Genomic DNA, 20571 nt, shown 5'->3' with positions numbered 1-20571 from the left:
CCCGATCCGTTTGTTTCTGCGACCACCTTGCCGTGGCAACCAACGCACAAGCACAGGGTGACAATAACACCGCTTCTTTCAGCGTTGCCTGGGACGATGTCCGCGCCGACCCGGATATCCAGTTCACACCCGCCCCTGCACCGAAGCCACCGGAATTGCCGCAATGGTGGCTCGATTTCCTCGACTGGCTGGTGAAACTGCTCTCGCCCTTGGCGGAAGCGATAGCAGCGAACTGGCCGATATTGCGGTTCCTGCTGCTGCTGTTGCTGGCAGCCGGGGTGCTGGCTTTGCTCTGGGTCATATTGGCTCCTTATGCCGAACAATGGCGCGGCCGAAGCCGTGCAGCCGAGGACAGCTGGCAACCGCAGCCGGAGGCTGCCCGAGAACTGTTGGCGGAGGCGGAAGCGCTGGCAGCCAATGGGCAATATGATCAGGCGGTCAGGCTGCTGCTCCACCGCAGCATCGCCGATATCGAAAGGCACCGCCCGAATCTGCTGCGCCCGTCGAGCACAGCGCGCGAAATCGAGCGGTTCAATGGTTTGCCCGAAGCCCCGCGCGCGATGTTTGCGGTGATCGCCGGTCAGGTCGAGCGCGGGCTTTTTGCCGCGCTGCCGATCGATGAGAGCGGCTGGCGGGCATCGCGCGATGCCTATGCCGGATTTGCGCTAAGGGACAGCTGGCGGGCGGTGACCAGCAGATGAGCAGCCAGGCCAATCCCTTTCAGCGAACGACAATCATGATCATGTTCGCAGTCAGCTTTGCGGCGTTCGTGGCGCTGCTATATGGACTGGGCATGGGCGATCCGCTGGCGTCCGGCAAAAATGGCGAGGCGCATGGCGCTTCGAACAGCATAGTTGGCTATAAGGCGCTCGCCAGTCTGCTGGAAAAAACCGGCATGCCGGTGCAATATTCCCGCACTCAGGCGGGCATGGATGATCCGGGCCTGCTGGTTCTGACACCAGGGCCCTTTACCCCGGCCGAAGAAATTAGCGCCGTGGTACAGCAGCGCGCCTATATCGGCCCGACCATGATCATTCTGCCGAAATGGCAGGTCGCCAGAAACGAAACACTGCAGAAAGGCTGGATGATACGCGGTGACCCATGGGGTGCGGAGCCGAGCGTGCAAATGCTGAAGGACCTCGCTGAAGTCAGCATCACGGTCGATGACAAGGCACGGGCCGGGCGAGCCGCGGCCTCGGCGGTTGGCGCTGCCGTGAAAGCGCCGGAAATGCCGGTAACGATCAAGGGTGAGGCGATCCGCGCGATCGTGCGCGGTCCTTCCTCCCAGGATGCACTGGTCGCCTATATCGATGACGGCGGTGTCTATGCGCAGCTCGATAGTCTGGAGGAATCGCAATTGACCGACGAAGAGGAGATTGACGAGTCCTTTTACCCGGTGGTGATCGTTGCCGATGCCGATCTGCTCAACAATGCCGGCATGGCCGACAAGGCGACCGCGCGCCATGCTCTTGCGCTGGTCGCGGCGGTAGCGACGGCGAGCGCCGGCGGGGTGACCTTCGATCTGACCTTCAACGGCTTGGGGCGCGCGGAGAACCTGCTCACTCTGGCCTTTGCCCCGCCGTTTCTTTCAGCCACGATCTGCCTGATCACCGCCGCGCTGGCGGCGGCATGGATGGCCTTCAATCGTTTCGGGCCAGCCGTCAGGGATAAACGCAGCATAGATTTTGGCAAAACCGCATTGGTCAACAATAGTGCCGCATTCATCAGCCGGATGCAGCGCGCCTATCTGGTCACCGACCCGTATGCCGAAATGATCCGCAGCCAGTCGGCCGAGGCGATTGGCATCAGCCCGCGTGCCGATCAGCAGGAGATCCACGAAAAACTGGATGCGCTGGGGGAGAGCGATGGCCGTCGCTTCTCTGCCCTATATGATCAGCTGGTCGGCGCCCGCAGACCACAAGACATCGCCGACGGGGCAGCGGCCCTCCACGCCTGGAAAAAGGAATTTATCGGATGAATATCGACGAACTGAAAACTTTGGCGGACAATATCCGCAGTCAGGTGGCCAAGGCCATTATCGGCCAGGAAGACATAGTCGATCATCTGCTGATCGCGCTTTTCGCTTCCGGCCATGTGCTGCTCGAAGGACCGCCGGGAACCGCCAAGACATTTCTCGCGCAATGCTTCTCGGCCACGCTCGGGCTGGATTTCGGACGGATCCAGTTCACGCCCGATCTGATGCCCGGTGACATTATCGGGTCCAATCTGTTCAACTTCCAGACCAGCAGTTTCACCCTGACCCGCGGTCCGATCTTCTGCGACCTGCTGCTCGCCGATGAAATCAACCGTACCCCGCCGAAAACGCAGGCGGCGATGCTGGAGGCAATGCAGGAACGATCGGTGACGATCGATGGCGAGACCCACGCCCTGGGTTCGCGCTTCATGGTGGTCGCGACCCAGAATCCGATCGAACAGCAGGGCGTCTATCCTTTGCCCGAAGCCCAGCTCGATCGGTTCCTGTTCAAGCTGCTGATCGAATATCCCGATGCAGAGGAAGAAAAGCGGATCGTCACCCAATATGGCGAGCGTGTCGGTGCACCAGTACCGGGGCATTTTGGCATTACAAGACAGGCAGACAGCACTATATTGGCCGCTGCGACCGAGGTGGTAAAGTCGGTCAGGCTGGTTGAGGATGTGGTGGACTATGTCGTTCGTCTGATCCGGGCGACCCGGGAAACGGCAGATCTGGAAAATGGTGCCAGTCCGCGCGCCGCAATCATGCTGGCCCACGCGGCGCGGGCGCGAGCGGCCATTTCCGGCCGCGATTATGTGATTCCCGATGACGTTAAAGCGCTGGCGTCATCGGTGCTGCGCCACCGGACCATATTGTCCCCGGCAGCCGAAATCGAGGGCCGGCAGGTCGACGACATCATCACCGGGCTGGTTGAACGGACGGAAGCGCCCCGTTGAATTTCTATCCTACCAGACGGGCGATCGGGCTGATCGCACTCGGCGCGCCGATTGCCGCGGTGCTGGCCGCGGTCATTCCGTCTTTGTGGGCTCTTGGTGCGGCCTGGGCACTGATGATAATGCTGCTGCTGCTGCTCGATGGGCTGGTGGCTGCCAAAGCGAATGCAGTGCGGCTGGCGGTGGCCAAAAGCGCCGAGATCGGTGAGCCGATGCACTTGGGGCTGGAAGCGGAATTTTCCGGAAAAATGGTTCCGCGACATCTGTTCGCTGCGCTCGGGCTGGACGAACGGCTGGCGGAAGAGGGCAATATCGCCTTCTCACTGGCGCCGGGGGCCGGCAAGAACAGTGTCTTTTCCGGGCAGGCCACCATCGTTCCGGTCCGGCGCGGGATCGGAGAAATCGGAAGGCTGTGGCTGCGATGGAAAGGGCCGCTGGGCCTGGCCTGGCGCCAGATACAGAAGCAGAGCTTGCAGAAAGTGGCGGTCATGCCGAATATTGCAGCGGTGCGCAGCCCGACCGTGCAAATGTTCCTGCGCGATTCAATATTCGGCTTGCTCGCCCGGAGATTTCGCGGCGAAGGCAGCGAATTTGAAGCGCTTTCCGAATATCAGGCAGGCATGGACCGGCGCAGCATCGACTGGAAGGGATCGGCGCGGCACAGCAAATTGCTGGCCAAGGAATATGATACCGAACGCAACAACCAGATTGTGTTCGCGCTCGATTGCGGCGCTGCCATGTGCGAGCCGCTTGACGGCCTGCCACGCATCGACCGTGCGGTCTCGGCGGCGCTTTTGACGGCGTATATCGCCCTGAAGGCAGGCGACCGCGCCAGCCTGTTCAGCTTTGCCGCCAAACCGGAATTGTCGACCCCCTTTCTTTCGGGCAGCCGCAATTTTTCCCGACTGCAGCAGGAAGCCGCGACCATCGATTATAGGCATCAGGAAAGCAATTATACGCTGGCGCTGTCGACCTTGCAGCACCAGCTCCAGCGACGTTCGCTGATCATCATCTTTACCGATTTCACCGACCCTACGGCGGCGGACCTGATGCTCGAAGCGGCGGGCCGGTTGATCGACAAGCATCTGGTGCTGTTCGTGGTGCTGGAGGACCGGGAGCTGACCTCTATCATTGACAAGTCTCCCGGGAGTGCTGGGGATGTCGCGCGTGCGGTCACGGCACAAAATCTGCTGGACCAGAAAAAGCTGGTGCTGACCAGACTCCGGCACATGGGCATTGATGTGATCGAGGGCGCGCACCAGGATATCGGCCCGCGCCTGATCAACGGTTATCTCAATATCAAGAGACGGGGCAGCCTGTGAGCACGGAACAGGCCCTGAGCGAAGCGGTGCTGCGCAGCGACCGCTTTCGACTGGAGCGCGAAGCGGACTGGATCCGGCTGGAGGACATTGTCGCCAAGATGGAGAAGGGCAGGGCCTGGCGCCTGTCCGATGATGACGTTCTGGCGCTACCCACGCTTTACCGGACATTGCTGTCCAGCCTGTCGATTGCCCGGGAAAATTCTCTCGACGCCGGCCTGATCGATTATCTCGAGGGGCTCGCGCTGCGCTCCTATTTTCTGGTCTACGGCACCCAGACCAGTTTCGGGCGCTGGCTCGGCGGCTTCTTCGGAGGCGGCTGGAGCCGCGCGGTCCGCGCGATCCAGCTGGACATCTGGATTGCCCTGTCGGTGATGATTGCGGGGGCCGCGATCGGCTATATATTGGTCGCCGGGGACAGCGACTGGTTCTTCGCGCTGGTCCCGGGCAGTTTTGCCGACGTCCGGGTCCCCGGCGCGAGCGAGGCGGCGTTGCGCGGCACGCTTTTTGGCGGGCAGGAAGAGGACGGGCTGGGCGTCTTTGCCGCCTTCCTGTTCAGCAACAATGCGCAGGTCGCGATCCTCGCCTTTGCCCTGGGCTTTGCCTTTGCCATTCCCAGCATATTGTTGCTGATCCACAATATGGCCTTGCTCGGCGCGATGCTCTGGGTCTTTGCCCAGCGAGGACTTACCGTGGATTTTGTCGGTTGGCTGTCGATTCACGGCACCACCGAGCTGTTTGCAATCCTGCTCGCCGGTGCCGCGGGCATTCATGTTGGTCGTTCGATCGCCTTTCCAGGCGCGCGGTCGCATCTCAAGGCCGCCAGCGATGCAGGAAAGCGCGCGGCTCTGGTCATGGCGGGTGTCATCTTCATGCTGATCTGTGCCGGGCTGCTCGAGGGTTTTGCCCGACAACTTATAGACAATACTGGCGGTCGTTTTGCCGTGGGCGGCGGCATGTTGCTGCTGTGGCTGATCTATTTTATCGGCTTTGGCCGGGAACAGCGGAGGACGCGGCGATGAACGACAGCAGCGCCGACGAACCATGGAGCCGGCGATCAGCCAATCCCAGGTTCGACCGGATCCTGGTCACGCCGGAAGGGGTTCCGCTGCAAGTGACGGTGGCGGGAGCGGGCGCACGGGCAGGCGCGCTGCTGCTGGACATAGCGATCATTCTCGGCCTGATCCTATTGGTCACCTTCGGAGGGTGGCTGATTTTATGGTTTTTCGGGGTGGCGCTGGCAGATGATCTGCAAAATGCCAGCGGTCCGTTGCAGGTTCTGGCGGTACTCTGGATCATTTCTGTCTTTCTGTTCCGCAACGCCTATTTTCTCTATTTCGAACTGGGCGATCGCGCTGCGACATGGGGAAAGCGGGCGGTGGGCATCCGGGTTGCGGCGCGAGACGGCGGGCAGCTGACCGCCGAGGCGATTATCGCGCGCAATATTGTCCGCGATATCGAGCTTTTCCTGCCGTTGGTCTTCCTCACGTCGGGCGAAGCCAGCGGGATGATGACCAATTTCACCGCATGGGCCGGATTTCTCTGGGTTGCGATGTTTCTGCTGTTTCCGTTGTTCAACAAGGATCGTCTCCGCGGCGGTGACGTGATTGCCGGAACCTGGGTGATCCAGAATGTTAAGAAGAATCTGGGAGATATTGTCGCGCCGTCTGCGACCGAGACCTTGTCCGACGGGACCGCAACAGTCGCTCGCTATCAGTTCTCCGATGCGGATTTGTCGGTCTATGGCGAATATGAACTGCAGACATTGGAAAATGTCCTGCGCAGCGATCAGGAAGATGCGTTGCAAAAGGTAACGGCGTCGATCTGCCAGAAAATTGGCTGGGAACCCGGCAGCGGCGACGAGCGGGCATTTCTCGAGGCTTATTATACCGCCCTGCGCGCGCGGCTGGAGCGCAGCATGAGATTTGGCAAGCGGCGCAAGGACAAGCATGCCGCTCCCGAAGAGCGCTGATCCGGCTTTGCCGTAGCGTCACCTTAATTGATCGGTTAATTGCTTGTTTTCAGCGGTTTTCAGCCTATAGTCCGGCCAAATTCTGACCAAGGAGCGCCACCATGAATCTGGAATTCACCGAAGAAGAAAAGGCCTTTCGCGCTGAAGTGCGTGAATTTATTGACAATAATTATCCCCAGAATATCGGGACTCGTGGCGTTCAGGACGAGATGAGCCGCGAGGACATGCTCGCCTGGCACAAGATATTGGGCAAGAAGGGCTGGTCGGTTCCGGCCTGGCCAACCGAATATGGCGGCACCGACTGGACACCGACGCAGCGCTATATCTGGTCGGAAGAAAATGCCCGGAAGAACACCGTGATGCCGCTGCCCTTTGGTGTCGCGATGGTCGGGCCGGTGATCTATACATTCGGCAATGACGAACAGAAAGCGCAGCATCTCCCCGGCATCAGGTCCGGCGATGTGTGGTGGTGTCAGGGCTATTCCGAACCGGGTGCCGGTTCCGATCTGGCTTCGTTGAAAACCACAGCAGTGCGGGATGGTGATGATTATATCATCAACGGCCAGAAAACCTGGACGACATTGGCGCAGCATGCCGACTGGGGTTTCTTCCTCTGTCGCACCGACCCGGACGCGCCCAAGCCGCAAATGGGCATCAGCTTCATTCTGATCGACATGAATACGCCCGGTATCGAAGTGCGCCCGATCAAGCTGATCGACGGCGGCTATGAGGTCAACGAAGTGTGGCTGACCGATGTCCGGGTGCCGGCGACCAATCTGATCGGCGAAGAGAATAAGGGCTGGACCTATGCCAAGTTCCTGCTCGCGCATGAACGCTCCGGCATCGCCGGGGTGGCGCGCTCCAAGCGCGGTGTCGAACAGCTCAAGGAAATCGCGGCTTCCGAATTGCTCGATGGCAAGCCGCTGATCGAGGACATGGGTTTTGCCACCAAGATCAGCCAGCTGGAGATCGATCTTTCGGCTCTGGAAATCACCGAACTCAGGACCTTGGCTGGCGAACAGGCTGGCAAGGGACCGGGGCCGGAAAGTTCGCTGCTGAAGGTCAAAGGCACCGAGATCCAGCAACGCCTGACCGAGCTGACACTGGAAGCGGTCGGCCATTATGGCACGCCCGATTTCCGCAGCTTCCCGGACGACGGCTCGAACGACTTCCCGATCGGGCCGGACTATGCCCATCATGCGGCACCGACCTATTTCAACATGCGCAAAACGTCGATCTACGGCGGATCCAACGAGATCCAGCGCAATATCATCACCAAAATGATCCTCGGCCTTTAACCGGACCGACACAGGGGAACCAAAATGGATTTCGATTTTACCGACGAGCAAAATATGGTCCGCGACGGAATCTCGCGCCTGATCCGCGAGCAATATGACTGGGACACCCGGCGCAATGTGGTCGAAAGCGAATCCGGCTGGCGGCCCGAGCTTTGGGCGCAGCTCGCTGAACTCGGCATGCTGGCCGCGCCTTTTTCGGAAGAAGATGGCGGTTTTGGCGGCGCGACCGAAGCGATGATCATCATGGAAGAATTTGGCAGGGGCCTAGCGATCGAGCCTTTCGTTCCGAGCGTGGTCTGTGCTGGCGGCTTTCTGAAACATGGCGGCAGCGCGGCGCAGCGCGAGGAATATATCGGCGGGATTATTTCCGGTGAGATGATCTTTGCCTTCGCCTATGCCGAACCGCGCGGACGTTATGATCTGTCCAATCTGGAAACCACGGCCAAGACCGATGGCGGCGATTATGTCCTGAACGGCCACAAGGCGGTGGTGATTGGCGCGCCCTGGGCGACGCATTTTGTGGTGACGGCGCGTACCTCGGGCGGACAGAATGACAAGGATGGTGTGTCCGTCTTTGTCGTTGCCAAGGATGCACAAGGGGTCAGCACGCGCGACTATGCGACCGTCGATGGCCGCCGCGCCTCGGAAGTCTATTTCGAGAATGTCAAACTCTCTGCCGACGCGCTGATCGGCGAAGCCGAAAATGGCCTGCCGCTGATCGAAAAGGTCGTCGACGAAGCCACCGCAGCGACCTGCGCCGAAGCGGTTGGAGCGATGAAGGTGACCAACGACACCACGCTCGACTATTCCCGCCAGCGCAAGCAATTCGGAGTGCCGATCGGTTCTTTCCAGGTGCTGCAGCACCGGATGGCGGACATGCTGATGGAATATGAGCAGTCGGTGTCGATGTGCTATCTCGCCACGATCAAGCTCGATGAGGATGACGCAACCCGCAAGAAGAATGTCTCTGCGGCCAAGGTCCGCATCGGCCAAGCGGCCCGGTTCATCGGCCAGTCGGCAATCCAGACCCATGGCGGCATGGGCATGACCGACGAACTGGCGGTGGGCAGCTATTTCAAGCGCCTGTCGATCATCGAGGGCGAGTTCGGCAGCGTCGATCACCATATGCGGCGGCACATCGCGCTGACCGCCGCTTAGCGGATCCGACCCGTTCGCTCTGAGCCTGTCGATGGATGAGCGTGTTACAGAGCGCTGGCAACAGTGTTTCGACAAGCTCAGCAGGAACGGCATCCGGGTCTGCATGAATTTTGACCCTATCAATTAAGGGGATGGCGTCGCTCTGGCTCTATCCCCTTTTTCAAGCTACGCCTTCTTCATCCTTTGGAGAGGGTGCAGATGAATTCCAATACCGGCCCGGCCTCTGGCGGTGTCTATCGATATTATGTGCTGATCATGCTGATGCTGACCTTCATGTTCAACATCGCCGACCGTCTGGTGATGTCGATCCTGATCGAGGACATCAAGGCGGAGTTTGTCCTGAGCGACACCCAGATTGGCCTGCTTGCCGGTACCGCCTTCACCGTTTTCTATCTGCTGCTCGGCGTTCCGGCCGGCCGACTGGCCGACCGCACCAATCGTAAGACCATGGTCGCCGTGTCCCTGTCCCTGTGGAGCCTGATGTCGGCGCTGTGTGGTGCTGCCTTGGGATTCTGGACCCTGATGCTCGCTCGCCTCGGCGTGGGGGTCGGGGAAGCCGGTGGCGGACCGCCTTCGGTCTCGATCATCACGGACTATTTCGCGCCGCACGAATTGTCGCGGGCGATGGGCATATTTGCCGTCGGGGCGGTGCTCGGCCCCGTGCTCGGCTATGCCGCGGGCGGCCTGATAGCGGAGGCATATGGCTGGCGATGGACCTTTGTCATTCTGGGCCTGCCGGGAATCTTGCTGGGTATCCTACTCTATTTCACGGTCCTCGAACCGGCGCGCGGCCGCTTTTTCGAAGGGAAGGCGCAGAAAGCCGGCGCCGAGAGGCAGCAGCCCTTCATGAGCACGATGCGGTCGCTGTGGACGAACAATGTGTTTGTCCGGGTGGTGCTCGCCAATTCCTTCACCAATATCCCCTCCTTCGCCTTCGCGATCTGGCTGGCCCCGACACTGATCCGCAATTTTGATGTCACCCAGGGGGAGGTCGGCGTCTATCTGGGGGCGGTACTGTTCGCGGGTGGCGTTCCCGGGATGATCCTGGGAGGATATCTCGCGGATTTCCTTGCCAGGAAAAATCCGAGATGGCGGCCATGGTATTGTGCCGTGGCAGTTATGCTGGTGCTGCCATTCTGGACCTTCTGCCTGCTGTCGGACAGCCTAGAAATGACCCTGGCACTGTACATTTGCGGCTATGTCCTGCTGGTGTCGACGCAGGGGGCGGCGATCTCGATGGTCCAGTCCGCCGTCATGCCCACAGAACGTGGCACGGCCTCGTCGATCAGCAGCCTGTCGATCAATCTGCTCGGCTATGGCATCGGACCGGCGCTGATCGGGTTGATGAGTGACAATTGGGCCGCCACCTACGGCAGCATGTCGCTCAACTATGCGGTTATCGCAACCGTGCTGGTCAGCCTGTCGATGGCGACGGTCATGTTCTGGTGGACCGGCAAGGCCGTGAAGGAAGAGCTGGCACCGGCCTGAGCTAGAGCAGCAATCCGCCGTCCGCGATGATCGTCTGTCCCGCGACATAGGCTGCCAGCGGAGACGCCAGAAACAGCGACAGGCCGGCCATGTCATCGGGATCGCCGATGCGTCCGAGCGGTATTGACCGGATCGTGGCTTCCCGGCGTTTGGGATTGTCGGTGGTCACTCTGGTCATCTTGGTCGCGATCAGGCCCGGCGCAATGCCGTTGACGCGGATGCCGTCGGGTGCCCACGCCTTGCCCAATGTCCGGGTCAATCCGGCGGCGCCGGCCTTGGAGGCATTATAGCCGGGATTACCCACAGTCGCATGAAAGGCTGCGGTCGAACTGATGATGATCAGCGAGCCCCTTGCCTGTTTCAGCAGATCGTAAAATTGTCCGGCGCAGGTCATCAGGCTGTTGAGATTGACCTGGACGACCCTGGCGAAATTTTCCGGTTCGAACTCGGCGCGTTTGTAGAGGACCATGCCCTGCGAACAGATCAGCACATCCATCCGGTCGAACTTCTGCCGCAGCGCTATGATTGCCGAATCATCGGCGGCGTCCAGCTGATGATAGGTCAGGCCCGCCAGATCTGATCCGTCTGCTTCATCATAATCATTTTCGTTCGCTCTCGTCCCGGTAACATGGACCTCAGCCCCGCAGCCGCGAAAGGCCTGCGCGGTGGCATTGCCGATTCCGCTGGAGCCGCCGATGATGCAGACGGTTTTGCCGGTATAGTCGAGGGACGTGTCGATCATGATTTTCTCCTATGCAATTGACTATTGGCTGAGCAATTGCTGATCGTCTAGACCCGCCGCAATATTGGACATTCTACGGAGCAGAAATATGGACATCCCCTTTTCCCTGGCCGGACGGACCGCGTTGATCGCTGGGGCCTCGTCCGGTTTCGGCGCCCGTTTTGCCGAACTTTTTGCGGCTGCGGGTGCGCGTGTCGTGCTGGGCGCCAGGCGTACCGATCGCACGGCGGAGCTGGCGGAAAAGATCAATGGCGCTGGCGGCCAGGCCATGGCCGTTCCGCTCGATGTGACCGAGGAAGCTTCGATCGTCGCCTGCTATGATGCGGCGGAGGCACAGTTCGGCACGGTCGACACGATCGTCGCCAATGCCGGTGTTGCGGCGGCGGGCCGATCGACAGATGTTCCGGTGGACCGCTTGCAAGCCCTGCTCGACACCAATTTCAAGGGCGTCTATCTGGTCGCACGGGAAGGCGCGAAACGGCTGATCGCCAGCGGCAGCCGGGAAAAGGAAAACGGGCGAATCGTGATCATCGGATCGATCACCTCGCGTCTGACCGGCGAAGGCGACAGCGCCTATGCCGCCAGCAAGGCAGGGGTCACGCATCTTGGCCGCAATCTCGCACGCGAATGGGTCCGGCAAGGGGTCAATGTAAACACCATCCATCCCGGCTATATACCGACCGAAATTCAGGGCGACTGGTATCAGACCGCCGGCGGCGAAGCGCAAATCGCCAGCTTCCACCGCCGCCGTTTGCAGGACATCGAATCGCTCGATCCGATGATGCTCTATTTGGCTTCCGACGCATCGCGCATGGTGACCGGATCGGACATCATTGTCGATGATGGTCAATCGCTCTGACAACGCCCCCAGCCCCTATTCAAACAAAGGGTGCCGGGATTAAAATAAACCTGTCATATCACGAAGATGGCAGAGGATATCGCGACAAAAACCGGCCCAGAAAATCTGTCAGAACCTAAGGATTCTGCCGATTCTGCGATCACCCGGCGGCAGGCCAATTATGCCCTGGCCGTGCTGTTCATTGTCACCATGCTCAATTTTCTCGACCGGCAGGTGATCTCGATTGTCGCCGAACCGATCAAGCGTGATCTTGGCCTGTCCGACACCCAGCTCGGCCTGATGACAGGGCTGTCCTTCGCGGTTTTCTACACGACGCTTGCGGTTCCGCTGGCGGCATTGGCGGATCGATGGAACCGCAGCAGGATCATTTCCATTTCCATTGCCGTCTGGTCACTGATGACGGTGCTGTGCGGCATGGCCGGCAATTTTGTCCAGCTGTTCCTGGCGCGCGTCGGGGTCGGGGTCGGCGAAGCGGGTTCTGGACCGGCATCGCACAGCCTGATTGCCGATTTGTTTCCGCCCGAACGGCGAGCCGGGGCGCTCGGAATCATGGGTGCCGCGGTGCCGGTTGGCGCTTTTCTGGCTTATGCCGGCGGCGGTTATATCACCGAAATGTTCAGCTGGCGGGCGGCGTTCCTGCTGGCCGGTTTGCCGGGCCTGGTCATTGCCGTGGTGATGTGGTTTACCGTCGCCGATCCGCGCGGCAAGGTCAGTCTGGCGAAGGCCTTTCAACCGGTGGCTGGTGAAATGACGTTGCGCCAGGCCTTGGCCGAATTGTCGCGCAAGCCGGCCTATTGGCATCTGGTTGCCGCCGGGGTGCTGGTGCAATTTGTATCTTATGGTCTGGCGAGTTTTTACGGCGGCCTGTTTGTCCGGGTGCACGGCATGAACTATGGCGAGCTCGGCTGGAAACTGGGTGTGCTGGTCGGAGTAACCGGCGGCTTCGGTGCCTGGTTCGGCGGCAAGGTCGGCGATATCATCGGCAAGCGCGATCCGGTATTGCCGCTTTTGGTCTGCGGGATCGTGCTGGTCATCGCTGCCCCCGGGATGATCGCTGCCATCTATGCGGGCAATGCCAATCTCGCCATCATCCTGCTTGGTTTCCCGACCTTTGCCGCGACCTTCTATTATGGCCCCAGCTTCGCGGCGATCCAGCTATTGGCCAGCAACCGCACCCGCGCCATGGCCGTGGCGATATATTTCATGATCGCCGGTCTGCTTGGACTGGGCATCGGCCCGGTTTTCGTCGGCGGCCTGTCGGATTATTTTGCCGGCGGCGACCGCGCCCTGGAAGCCAGCGCGCTGCAGCAGGCTTTGATGATTCTGGCCCTGTTCAATATCTGGGCGGGATTCCACTACTGGCGGGTCTGGGTCTGGATGAAGCAGAAACGGGCCGAACCGGATCACTTGCCTCCGGTGACATAGAGACATTGTCCGGTCACCCAGCTTGAAGCGGGTGAAGCCATATAGACCACTGCTGCTGCAATATCCTCTTCCCGGCCAAAACGGGCAAGCGGAATCTGGAACTGCTTGAGCAAGGCTTCGCGCTTCTCTTCGGAATCGATGCCCATCGATTCATCAAAATTTTCGGTCGGTATCGGGCCTGGCGCCACCGCATTGACCCGGATCTTTGGCGCGAGTTCCAGCGACAGGCTAGCGGTCAGGCTGTTCACCGCGGCCTTGGAAGCGCCATAGGGCCCGTTCTTGACCTGTCCGCCGATTGCGGCGCGCGAGGAAATATTGATGATCGCACCGCCATCTTCGCCCATATGCTGCGCTGCGGCCACTGCCCCCATCCACACGCTTTTCAGATTCAGTTCAATCTGGGCATCCCAGGCTTCCTCCGGGGTCCGCGTCAGATAGCGGGGTGTGCCGTCGGGCAGGCCGCCGGCATTGCTGACCCAGATGCTGAGGCGGCCCAGTTCCTCGACCGCCTGATTGGCCAGATTTTCCAGCGCGGCGCGGCTGGTGACATCGGTCGGAACCGCGATCGCGCGGCGCCCCAGCGCGCGAATTTCCCCCACGACCTTCTCCAGGTCCCCGGCAGAGCGCGCGGCAACCGCGACATCCGCTCCTGCCTCGGCCAGGCCAAGTGCTATCGCCCGTCCGATTCCCTTGCCGGCGCCAGTAACGACCGCGACTTCGCCGTCCAGTTTGAATTGATCCAATATTGTCATAATCTTATCCCCCTAATTCGATTGGTTCACTGGTTGAGCCGTTTGGTCGCCATTCGGCCAGCGATATAGCCAAATGTCAGTGCCGGCCCCAGGGTGCCACCGGCGCCCGCATAGACGCTGCCGGTCGGCGCGCTGATCACATTGCCAGCCCCGAACAATCCGGTGATCGGCTTGCCTTCGACATCGAGAATCTGGGCCTGCGCGTTGGTTTTCGGGCCGCCATTGGTGCCGAGCGCACCCATCCGGATCTCCACGGCATAATAAGGCGGCTTCGTCAGCGACCCCAGCGACGCGCCTGCGCCCTGCCGCGACCGGTCGCCATAGAATCGATCGTAATCGGTCTTGCCTCGGGCAAAATCCTGATCATCAAGCTGGTCGGCGAAATCATTGAACCGGCTTATCGTAACCGGCAGATTTTCCGCATTGATCCCGACCTCTTCGGCCAGCGCTTCGATCGTGTCGGCCTTTGCTACCCAGGACGGCAAGGCGGTGCCGGGCATGAACGAGGCCAGCGGATAGCGTTCCCGATATTGGGAATCGAAGACCAGATAGGCCGGCAGGTTGGGATAATCATAGCTTGCCGGGTCGAACAGGTGAAAGGCCCCGGCCAGCGCGGAATAATTGGCGGCTTCGTTACAGAATCGCTTTCCGTTGCGGTTGACCATGATGCCGTGCGGCAGGGTTCGCTCGATCAATACCGGCATGTTGCGGGTTTCGCCGCTCTGCCACCGGGCTTCCGGGACAGCGAGGGTTGGCACCCACCAGGCGCTGGTCATATTGCCCAGGCTCGCGCCCGCTGCCATCGCCATTTTCAGGCCATCGCCGCGATTGGTTGGCGGCGAGGCAGGCGCGTCGAGCGGCCCGCGCAAAAAGGCATGTTTCAGCGCCTCGTCCCATTCAAACCCGCCGGTGGCCAATATCACCCCCTGTCGTGCGGCAATGACTTCCTGCTGTCCATCGCGCTCGACAATCGCCCCGGTGATCCGGCCATTTTCAACATTGAGCCGATAACCACCGCAAGACAGGACCGGTTCGATACCGCGCGCCAGACAGGCCTTGAGCAGCCGCCCGACCAGCGCCTGCCCCCAGCCGCGCAAATCCTGTTCGGTGCGTCGCTGCAATTCTGCCGGATCGACCTGCCCGCTGCCGCCGCCCAGGGCCGTCTCGCGCAGCATCATCCGCGGGGAGGGGCCATTGTGGAAGACCCGGTCGCTCCATTGGCCCAGCGAGGTAAAATCGAACAGTTCATTGTCAAGCGACCGTCCGCCATCCGCCTTGGCCCCTGGCCGGTCCTGATAATAATCCGGATAGTCCGGCATCATCGTCAGCTTGATCGCGTCGATCCCGGTCAGGAAAGAGAGCATTTGCCGGGCTTCGCTGACAAAGGCCGCGAGTACCTCCTCATCCATCTCGCCATGGTCGAGCGACCGGAAATAGGCCAGAGCCGCGTCAGTGCTGTCGGATTTGCCCTGCTCAGCCATCTGGTCGTGATCGGGCAGCCAGACCACACCGCCGGAAATAGCCGCGGTACCGCCGAGCCGGTCCTGCTTTTCGATCAGCCGGACCGAAGCGCCGGCTTCGTGCGCCGCCAGCGCCGCGGTCAGGCCCGCTGCGCCTGCGCCGATGATCAGAACATCTGTTTCGCTGTCGACTATGAGCCCTCTCCCGTTTTCGGATCTGGCAATAGTCTAGGGCCTTGCGGAAGCAGCCACAAACCGCACTTTGAATAGCGGGGTGAGGGCTAGGCGGCGATGCTCCCGGGTTGCACCGGCGCCGGCAGTCCGGTTTCTGCCAGACAATTGGCCCGCAGCGTTTCGATATCGGGACCAAAGTTGAACGGTCCGTCCGTCTCGACGATATTTTTCGCCATTTCCGCGCGCAGGCTGTCCGTCGCCGGACCATCGACGCTGCCGTCGGCGGCAATGACCACGCCATAATCGCGCGCGCCTTGCACCGTGACCAGCCCCTGGCGAATTTCCAGAGCGACCAGTTCGGGATCGCGCTCGAGCGGATTGCCCCAGCCGCCTCCGCCCCAGGTGATGAAGTGGAGCAAGTCGCCTTCACGAACCTCGATACCATCCTGCTTGTTGCCAACCACCTCCTTGGAGCCATCGGCGCGTTCCAGGATCTTGGTCGCCCGCTCGCCCGGCTGGCCGCCGTTGACGCCCCAGGGATAGGTGAACCAGCGGTCGTCATGGATCGCCACCGTACCCGGCTCGAGGAAGCAATAGGTCATGTGGATGCCGTTGCCGCCGCGGAACAAGCCGGCCCCGCCGCTGTCGGGCTTCGCTTCATAGCGCTCGATTCTGAGCGGAAAATATTTCTCGAGAAACTCGTTCGGGACATTGGTGAAGCCCGGCCACAGCGAGTGGCCGTCGGGGCCATCGCCAAAGGGCCGCCCGGGGATGCCGCCAAAGCCGATCTGGAACAGCTGGAACCATTCGCCGGATTTGTCGAAACCGGAATACATCAGATGCGGGCTGGACGAGAAGCCGGCGCCGTTCAGGAATTCCGGCTGGCGTTGGCCGAGCAGGCCGCCCAATATATCGAAAATCCGGCCCAGTGCATGGGTGCGTCCAGCCAGCGCTGCCGGATATTTCGGCTTGAGCAGAGAGCCTTCCGGAATCCGCACATCGACCAGATCGTAGAAACCGTCGTTGAACAGGATCTGCGGATCGAACACCATGATCATGTAGATGCCGAAGAACATCTTGAACATATTCTCGTTCAGATAGAAATTGATCGAGCTCGGCGCCTGCGGATCGGTGCCCTCGAAATCAAGTATGACCTTGCCGCCTTCGCGCCACATCTTGCAGCTGATCTTGTAGGGCCCGAAGCCAACGCCATCGTCGCAGATATAATCGGTGAAACTGACAGGTTCCTCGCCGATGCTGGTTTCGATCAGATGCTTCATCGCCCGGTGGTTGCGGGCCAGCAGCAGATCGGTGGCGCTGGCAAATTCATCCTCGCCAAAGCGCGCGCACATTTCGTCGACCCGGCGGGCGGCGACCCGGCAGGATGCGATCAGCGCGTTCAGGTCGGCGGCGCACCAGTCGGGCTTTCGGCTCTGGTGCAGGACGACCTTGACCATCTCCTCGTTATAGACGCCTTTCTGGTAGATTTTGACCGGCGGAATCCGGACGCCTTCCTCGAACACGCTTTTGCTGTCGATCGGAATCGATCCGGCGACCTTGCCGCCGATGTCGGACTGATGGCCGAACATCGCGGTCCAGGCGACCAGCCGGCCGCCGCGATAGACCGGTAACAGCACCAGCCAGTCATTATTATGGCTGACCGCGCCCTCGCAGCTATAGGGATCGCTGAGGAAGATCATGTCGCCCTCCTCGATCGTGCCCGGATAGGCGCGCAGGAAGCCGTCGATGAAGCTGCCGAACTGGCCGACGACCATCTTGCCCTGCCGGTCGGCGATCAGCGGAAAGGCGTCGCCCTGTTCCCTGATACCGGGCGACATGGCGGTGCGCACCAGCGTGGCATCCATCTCGATCCGGGCGTTGCGCAGGGCATTTTCCATGATGTCGAGCGTGACCGGATCGACCGCGACCGTGTTGAACGGGGCGCTGTTGGTTTCGATAATCTGTGCGGGCATGTTACGCTCCTTCCAACAGGTTGATGATGAGATTGCCATGCCCGTCGACCAGGGCTTCGCAGCCACTGTGCACCAGGGTCGTGCTATCCATTTCCGTGACGATCGCCGGGCCCGCTATCCGGTTGCCGGCCTTTAGCAGAGAACGGTCGTAAATCGCCGCATCCTGCATCTTGCCATCCATATAAAGCTGGTGATCGCGGGTTTTTGCACCCGATGGATCCGCATCGCCTTGTTCGATGGTCGGTGGCGCGACATCGGCGGACTTGCCCAGCGCAACTGCGCGGACATTGACGATCTCGTGCGGCGTCTCGTCGAGATTGAAGGTGAACAGTCGCTCGTGCTCGGTATCAAAGCGCGTGATCAGGCTCTCGATCGACAGGCCTTCGGGTTCCACCGACAGCGGAATTTCGAACGCCTGACCGGCGTAGCGGATATCGATCTCGTAGAGCAGCTCGACATCGCCGGGGGCGACATCTTCGGCTTCCAATTCCTGTTTTACCTGTGCGCCGAGACTGTCGAGATAGACGGTCAGCTCGTCATCGGTGGTGTTCTGGGCCATCTCGTTGAAGCTGCGCTGGGTTTCGACCCGCTGCCGTGTTGTCGCATCGCCATAAGCGCAGAGCACGCCGGGGGACGGCGGGATGATCACCGGCCAGCTGTTCATCAGCTTGCCCATCGCATTGGCGTGCAGCGGCCCGGCGCCGCCAAAGCCCATCAGGGCAAATTCGCGCGGGTCATAGCCCTGCTGCACAGAGACCAGTCGCAGCGCCCCGAACATGTTCTCGTTGACGATATCGATGATACCGGCGGCGGCGTCCATCAGCTCGATGCCCAGCGCATCCGCGATATTCTGCACCGCTTTCTTGGCACCCTCGCGATCCAGCTTGAAGCTGCCACCCAGCAGGGATTCGGGCAAATAGCCGAGCACGACATTGGCATCGGTCACCGTTGGCAGTTCGCCGCCCTTGCCATAAGCCACGGGCCCCGGCACGGCGCCGGCGCTTTCCGGTCCGACCCGCAGCGCCTTGGTCAGTTCGGGAACAAACGCGATCGAGCCGCCGCCGGCCCCGACGGTCTTGACGTCAATCGACGAGGCGCGGACATTGAGGTCGCCGACCGACGTTTCGCGCTGCAGCCGCGCCGAACCATTTTCGATCAGCGCCACGTCGGTCGAGGTGCCGCCCATGTCGAGAGTCAGGACATTCTTGACATTGGCACTTTTGGCCACCCATACCGCACCGGCAACGCCGCCGGCGGGTCCCGACATCAGCAGGTTGACCGGCGCCTCTGCGCTTTTCTCGGCCGACATCAGCCCGCCATCGGAACGCAGCAGGTTGAGCTTCGCCTTGGTTCCCCAGGCCTGCAATTCTTTTTCGAGATTACCGACATAGCGCGCAACGGCTGGCCGGACGGCGCTATTGGCAACGGTGGTGAGCGCGCGCTCATATTCCTGCATCTCGGGCAAAATGTCGGACGAGATGGAAATGGGAATATCGGGAAATATCTCTGCGCAGATCGCAGCGACGGCCTTTTCATGCCGGCCATCGACATAGCTGTTCATCAGGCAGATGGTGAGCGCCTCTACCTCTTCCGCCGCTTTCAACCGCTCCAGCCGAGCCTGCATCTCCGCTTCATCCAGCTTGCGAACGGTCTTGCCCTTGGCATCCATCCGCTCGGGTGCTTCGATGGTCCGTTGCAGCGCGGCCATCGGCTCGGGTTTGGGCCAGATGATCCAGGCGGCGAGGCCACCGGGCACAAGACTGCGGGCAATCTGCATCAGATGACGATGGCCTTCGGTGACAATCAGGCCAACCTTGGCAATTTTCTTTTCCAGCATGGCATTGGTCGCGACCGTCGTGCCGTGCAGGAACAGGTCGATGTCACCCGGAGCGATATTCTGGCGCTCGCACAATCCTCTGGCGCCGTTTATCACCGCCTGCGACGGATCGCTCGGAGTCGACGGCACCTTGTCCCGGAAGGTCTGGCCGGTCGCTTCGTCAATCAGCAACAGATCGGTAAAAGTTCCGCCGACGTCGACACCCAATCGATACCCCATATTTCACTCTTTCTCTTGTATGACTGTCATTCAGGCTTCGGCCCTTGCAACCAGCGACGGCAGCGGACGGCCCATGATGCCTTCGAACCAATGGTTGGTGGCGATGGCCTTGCGCAAATCGAGATCATGCTCGACGCCGGAGCGATCGAGCAGGTTGATCAGGTCTTCGGTGGCGATATTACCCGTGGCATTGGGCGCAAACGGGCAGCCACCGAGGCCACCGAGGCTGGAGTCCAGTGTCTCCACCCCGGCCTGGATCGCGGCCCAGGCGTTGGCAATGCCGGTGTTGCGGGTGTCATGAAAATGGGCGCGCAGAGCAATATGGCTGGGCAGCACTTCTTTCAGCCGACCGAAAAGATCGGTGACTTGCGCAGGAACACCGACGCCGATGGTGTCGGCCAGGGCAATTTCCATCGGATCTTCCGCTGCCATTTCCTCGGCGATTCGGAGGACCGTTTCGGGATCAACCGCGCCTTCGAACGGACAGCCAAAGGCGGCCGAGATCGTGACCTGCGCTTTCAGCCCCTCGGCCTTGGCAAAGCGGATCATCTCGCGATTTTCCCTGATGCCTTCTTTTATGGTCTGGCCCTGGTTCTTCTGGCCGAACGTATCGCTCGCCACGACCACGCAGCCAGCCTCGTCGATGCCGCGCTTGTTGCCTTCCCGGGTCGCCAGTCCGCGCAGCACGCCGCGTTTGTTCAGGCATAGTCCGATATAGGAGATATCCTCGCGATCGGGCAGTCCGGCGATCACCGCTTCGGCATCGGCCATCTGCGGCACCCGCCCCGGATGCACAAAGCTGGCCACCTCGATCCGCTTCACCCCGGCGTCCAGCATGCGATGGATCAGGCCCAGCTTGTCCGCCGTCGAAATGATCTCGGCTTCGTTCTGCAGCCCGTCCCTTGGGCCGACTTCCAGAATATTTACCGCTGTGCGGCTGTTTCTGCTCATATAAATTGTATACAAT

The 20571-nt window shown here is 60.8% G+C and carries 17 protein-coding genes; 11 read left to right on the top strand and 6 right to left on the bottom strand.

Annotation, left to right across the window (positions count from 1 at the left end; translation table 11 throughout):
- Window positions 1-32 precede the first annotated feature (32 nt).
- From ACEW8J_RS08450 to ACEW8J_RS08410, 9 genes are all read left to right on the top strand, one after another.
- Window positions 33-701, top strand: a complete 669-nt coding sequence (locus ACEW8J_RS08450; RefSeq protein ID WP_373491194.1) for a hypothetical protein — start codon at window positions 33-35, stop codon at window positions 699-701.
- Between the two features lie 35 nt (window positions 702-736).
- Window positions 737-1978 carry a DUF4350 domain-containing protein gene (locus tag ACEW8J_RS08445; RefSeq protein ID WP_373491193.1) on the top strand — a complete coding sequence of 414 codons (1242 nt, stop codon included), beginning with the start codon at window positions 737-739 and terminating at the stop codon, window positions 1976-1978.
- On the top strand, window positions 1975-2931 hold the full coding sequence (locus ACEW8J_RS08440; RefSeq protein WP_373491192.1) for an AAA family ATPase: 957 nt from the start codon (window positions 1975-1977) through the stop codon (window positions 2929-2931). Before ACEW8J_RS08445 ends, ACEW8J_RS08440 begins: the two co-directional genes overlap by 4 nt.
- Window positions 2928-4250: a DUF58 domain-containing protein gene (locus tag ACEW8J_RS08435; protein ID WP_373491191.1), complete on the top strand. Its 1323-nt coding sequence runs from the start codon at window positions 2928-2930 to the stop codon at window positions 4248-4250. The genes ACEW8J_RS08440 and ACEW8J_RS08435 overlap by 4 nt, the downstream gene beginning before the upstream one ends.
- Window positions 4247-5269, top strand: coding sequence for a stage II sporulation protein M (locus tag ACEW8J_RS08430; RefSeq protein ID WP_373491190.1), 1023 nt, complete (start codon window positions 4247-4249; stop codon window positions 5267-5269). Before ACEW8J_RS08435 ends, ACEW8J_RS08430 begins: the two co-directional genes overlap by 4 nt.
- Entirely contained in the window at window positions 5266-6219 is a 954-nt protein-coding gene (locus ACEW8J_RS08425; protein ID WP_373491189.1) for an RDD family protein, read from the top strand. The genes ACEW8J_RS08430 and ACEW8J_RS08425 overlap by 4 nt, the downstream gene beginning before the upstream one ends.
- 101 nt (window positions 6220-6320) lie before the next feature.
- Window positions 6321-7517 carry an acyl-CoA dehydrogenase family protein gene (locus ACEW8J_RS08420; RefSeq protein ID WP_373491188.1) on the top strand — a complete coding sequence of 399 codons (1197 nt, stop codon included), beginning with the start codon at window positions 6321-6323 and terminating at the stop codon, window positions 7515-7517.
- 24 nt (window positions 7518-7541) lie between these two features.
- Window positions 7542-8675, top strand: a complete 1134-nt coding sequence (locus ACEW8J_RS08415) for an acyl-CoA dehydrogenase family protein (RefSeq protein WP_373491187.1) — start codon at window positions 7542-7544, stop codon at window positions 8673-8675.
- A 198-nt stretch (window positions 8676-8873) separates the two neighbouring features.
- The gene (locus ACEW8J_RS08410; RefSeq protein WP_373491186.1) at window positions 8874-10163 is read left to right on the top strand and encodes a spinster family MFS transporter; all 1290 of its coding nucleotides are present in this window, start codon (window positions 8874-8876) and stop codon (window positions 10161-10163) included.
- Window position 10164: 1 nt separating this feature from the next.
- Here the strand turns inward: ACEW8J_RS08410 and ACEW8J_RS08405 are convergent, their stop codons facing one another.
- A complete protein-coding gene (locus ACEW8J_RS08405; protein ID WP_373491232.1) occupies window positions 10165-10902 on the bottom strand; it encodes an SDR family NAD(P)-dependent oxidoreductase in 738 nt (245 codons plus the stop codon).
- 91 nt (window positions 10903-10993) lie between these two features.
- Here ACEW8J_RS08405 and ACEW8J_RS08400 point away from each other — a divergent pair, with 91 nt between their 5' ends.
- Entirely contained in the window at window positions 10994-11764 is a 771-nt protein-coding gene (locus tag ACEW8J_RS08400) for an SDR family NAD(P)-dependent oxidoreductase (RefSeq protein WP_373491185.1), read from the top strand.
- Between the two features lie 66 nt (window positions 11765-11830).
- Complete coding sequence (locus tag ACEW8J_RS08395) at window positions 11831-13189, top strand: spinster family MFS transporter (RefSeq protein ID WP_373491184.1); 1359 nt, start codon at window positions 11831-11833, stop codon at window positions 13187-13189.
- Here the strand turns inward: ACEW8J_RS08395 and ACEW8J_RS08390 are convergent.
- From ACEW8J_RS08390 to ACEW8J_RS08370, 5 genes are all read right to left on the bottom strand, one after another.
- The gene (locus ACEW8J_RS08390) at window positions 13168-13941 is read right to left on the bottom strand and encodes an SDR family NAD(P)-dependent oxidoreductase (RefSeq protein ID WP_373491183.1); all 774 of its coding nucleotides are present in this window, start codon (window positions 13939-13941) and stop codon (window positions 13168-13170) included. The genes ACEW8J_RS08395 and ACEW8J_RS08390 overlap by 22 nt on opposite strands.
- A 26-nt stretch (window positions 13942-13967) precedes the next feature.
- Window positions 13968-15572 (bottom strand): FAD-dependent oxidoreductase, encoded by a 1605-nt coding sequence (locus tag ACEW8J_RS08385; RefSeq protein WP_373491231.1) that lies wholly within the window; start codon window positions 15570-15572, stop codon window positions 13968-13970.
- A gap of 110 nt (window positions 15573-15682) precedes the next feature.
- The gene (locus ACEW8J_RS08380; RefSeq protein ID WP_373491182.1) at window positions 15683-17548 is read right to left on the bottom strand and encodes a hydantoinase B/oxoprolinase family protein; all 1866 of its coding nucleotides are present in this window, start codon (window positions 17546-17548) and stop codon (window positions 15683-15685) included.
- A 1-nt stretch (window position 17549) separates the two neighbouring features.
- Window positions 17550-19604 carry a hydantoinase/oxoprolinase family protein gene (locus ACEW8J_RS08375; RefSeq protein WP_373491181.1) on the bottom strand — a complete coding sequence of 685 codons (2055 nt, stop codon included), beginning with the start codon at window positions 19602-19604 and terminating at the stop codon, window positions 17550-17552.
- Window positions 19605-19634: 30 nt separating this feature from the next.
- Window positions 19635-20555 (bottom strand): hydroxymethylglutaryl-CoA lyase, encoded by a 921-nt coding sequence (locus ACEW8J_RS08370; protein ID WP_373491180.1) that lies wholly within the window; start codon window positions 20553-20555, stop codon window positions 19635-19637.
- Between the last annotated feature and the right edge of the window lie 16 nt (window positions 20556-20571).

This window comes from Parasphingorhabdus sp. (genome assembly GCF_041748495.1).
Classification (GTDB): Bacteria; Pseudomonadota; Alphaproteobacteria; order Sphingomonadales; family Sphingomonadaceae; genus Parasphingorhabdus.
Note: the sequence above shows the minus strand (reverse complement) of the source record. Positions and strands in the feature narration are given on the sequence as shown.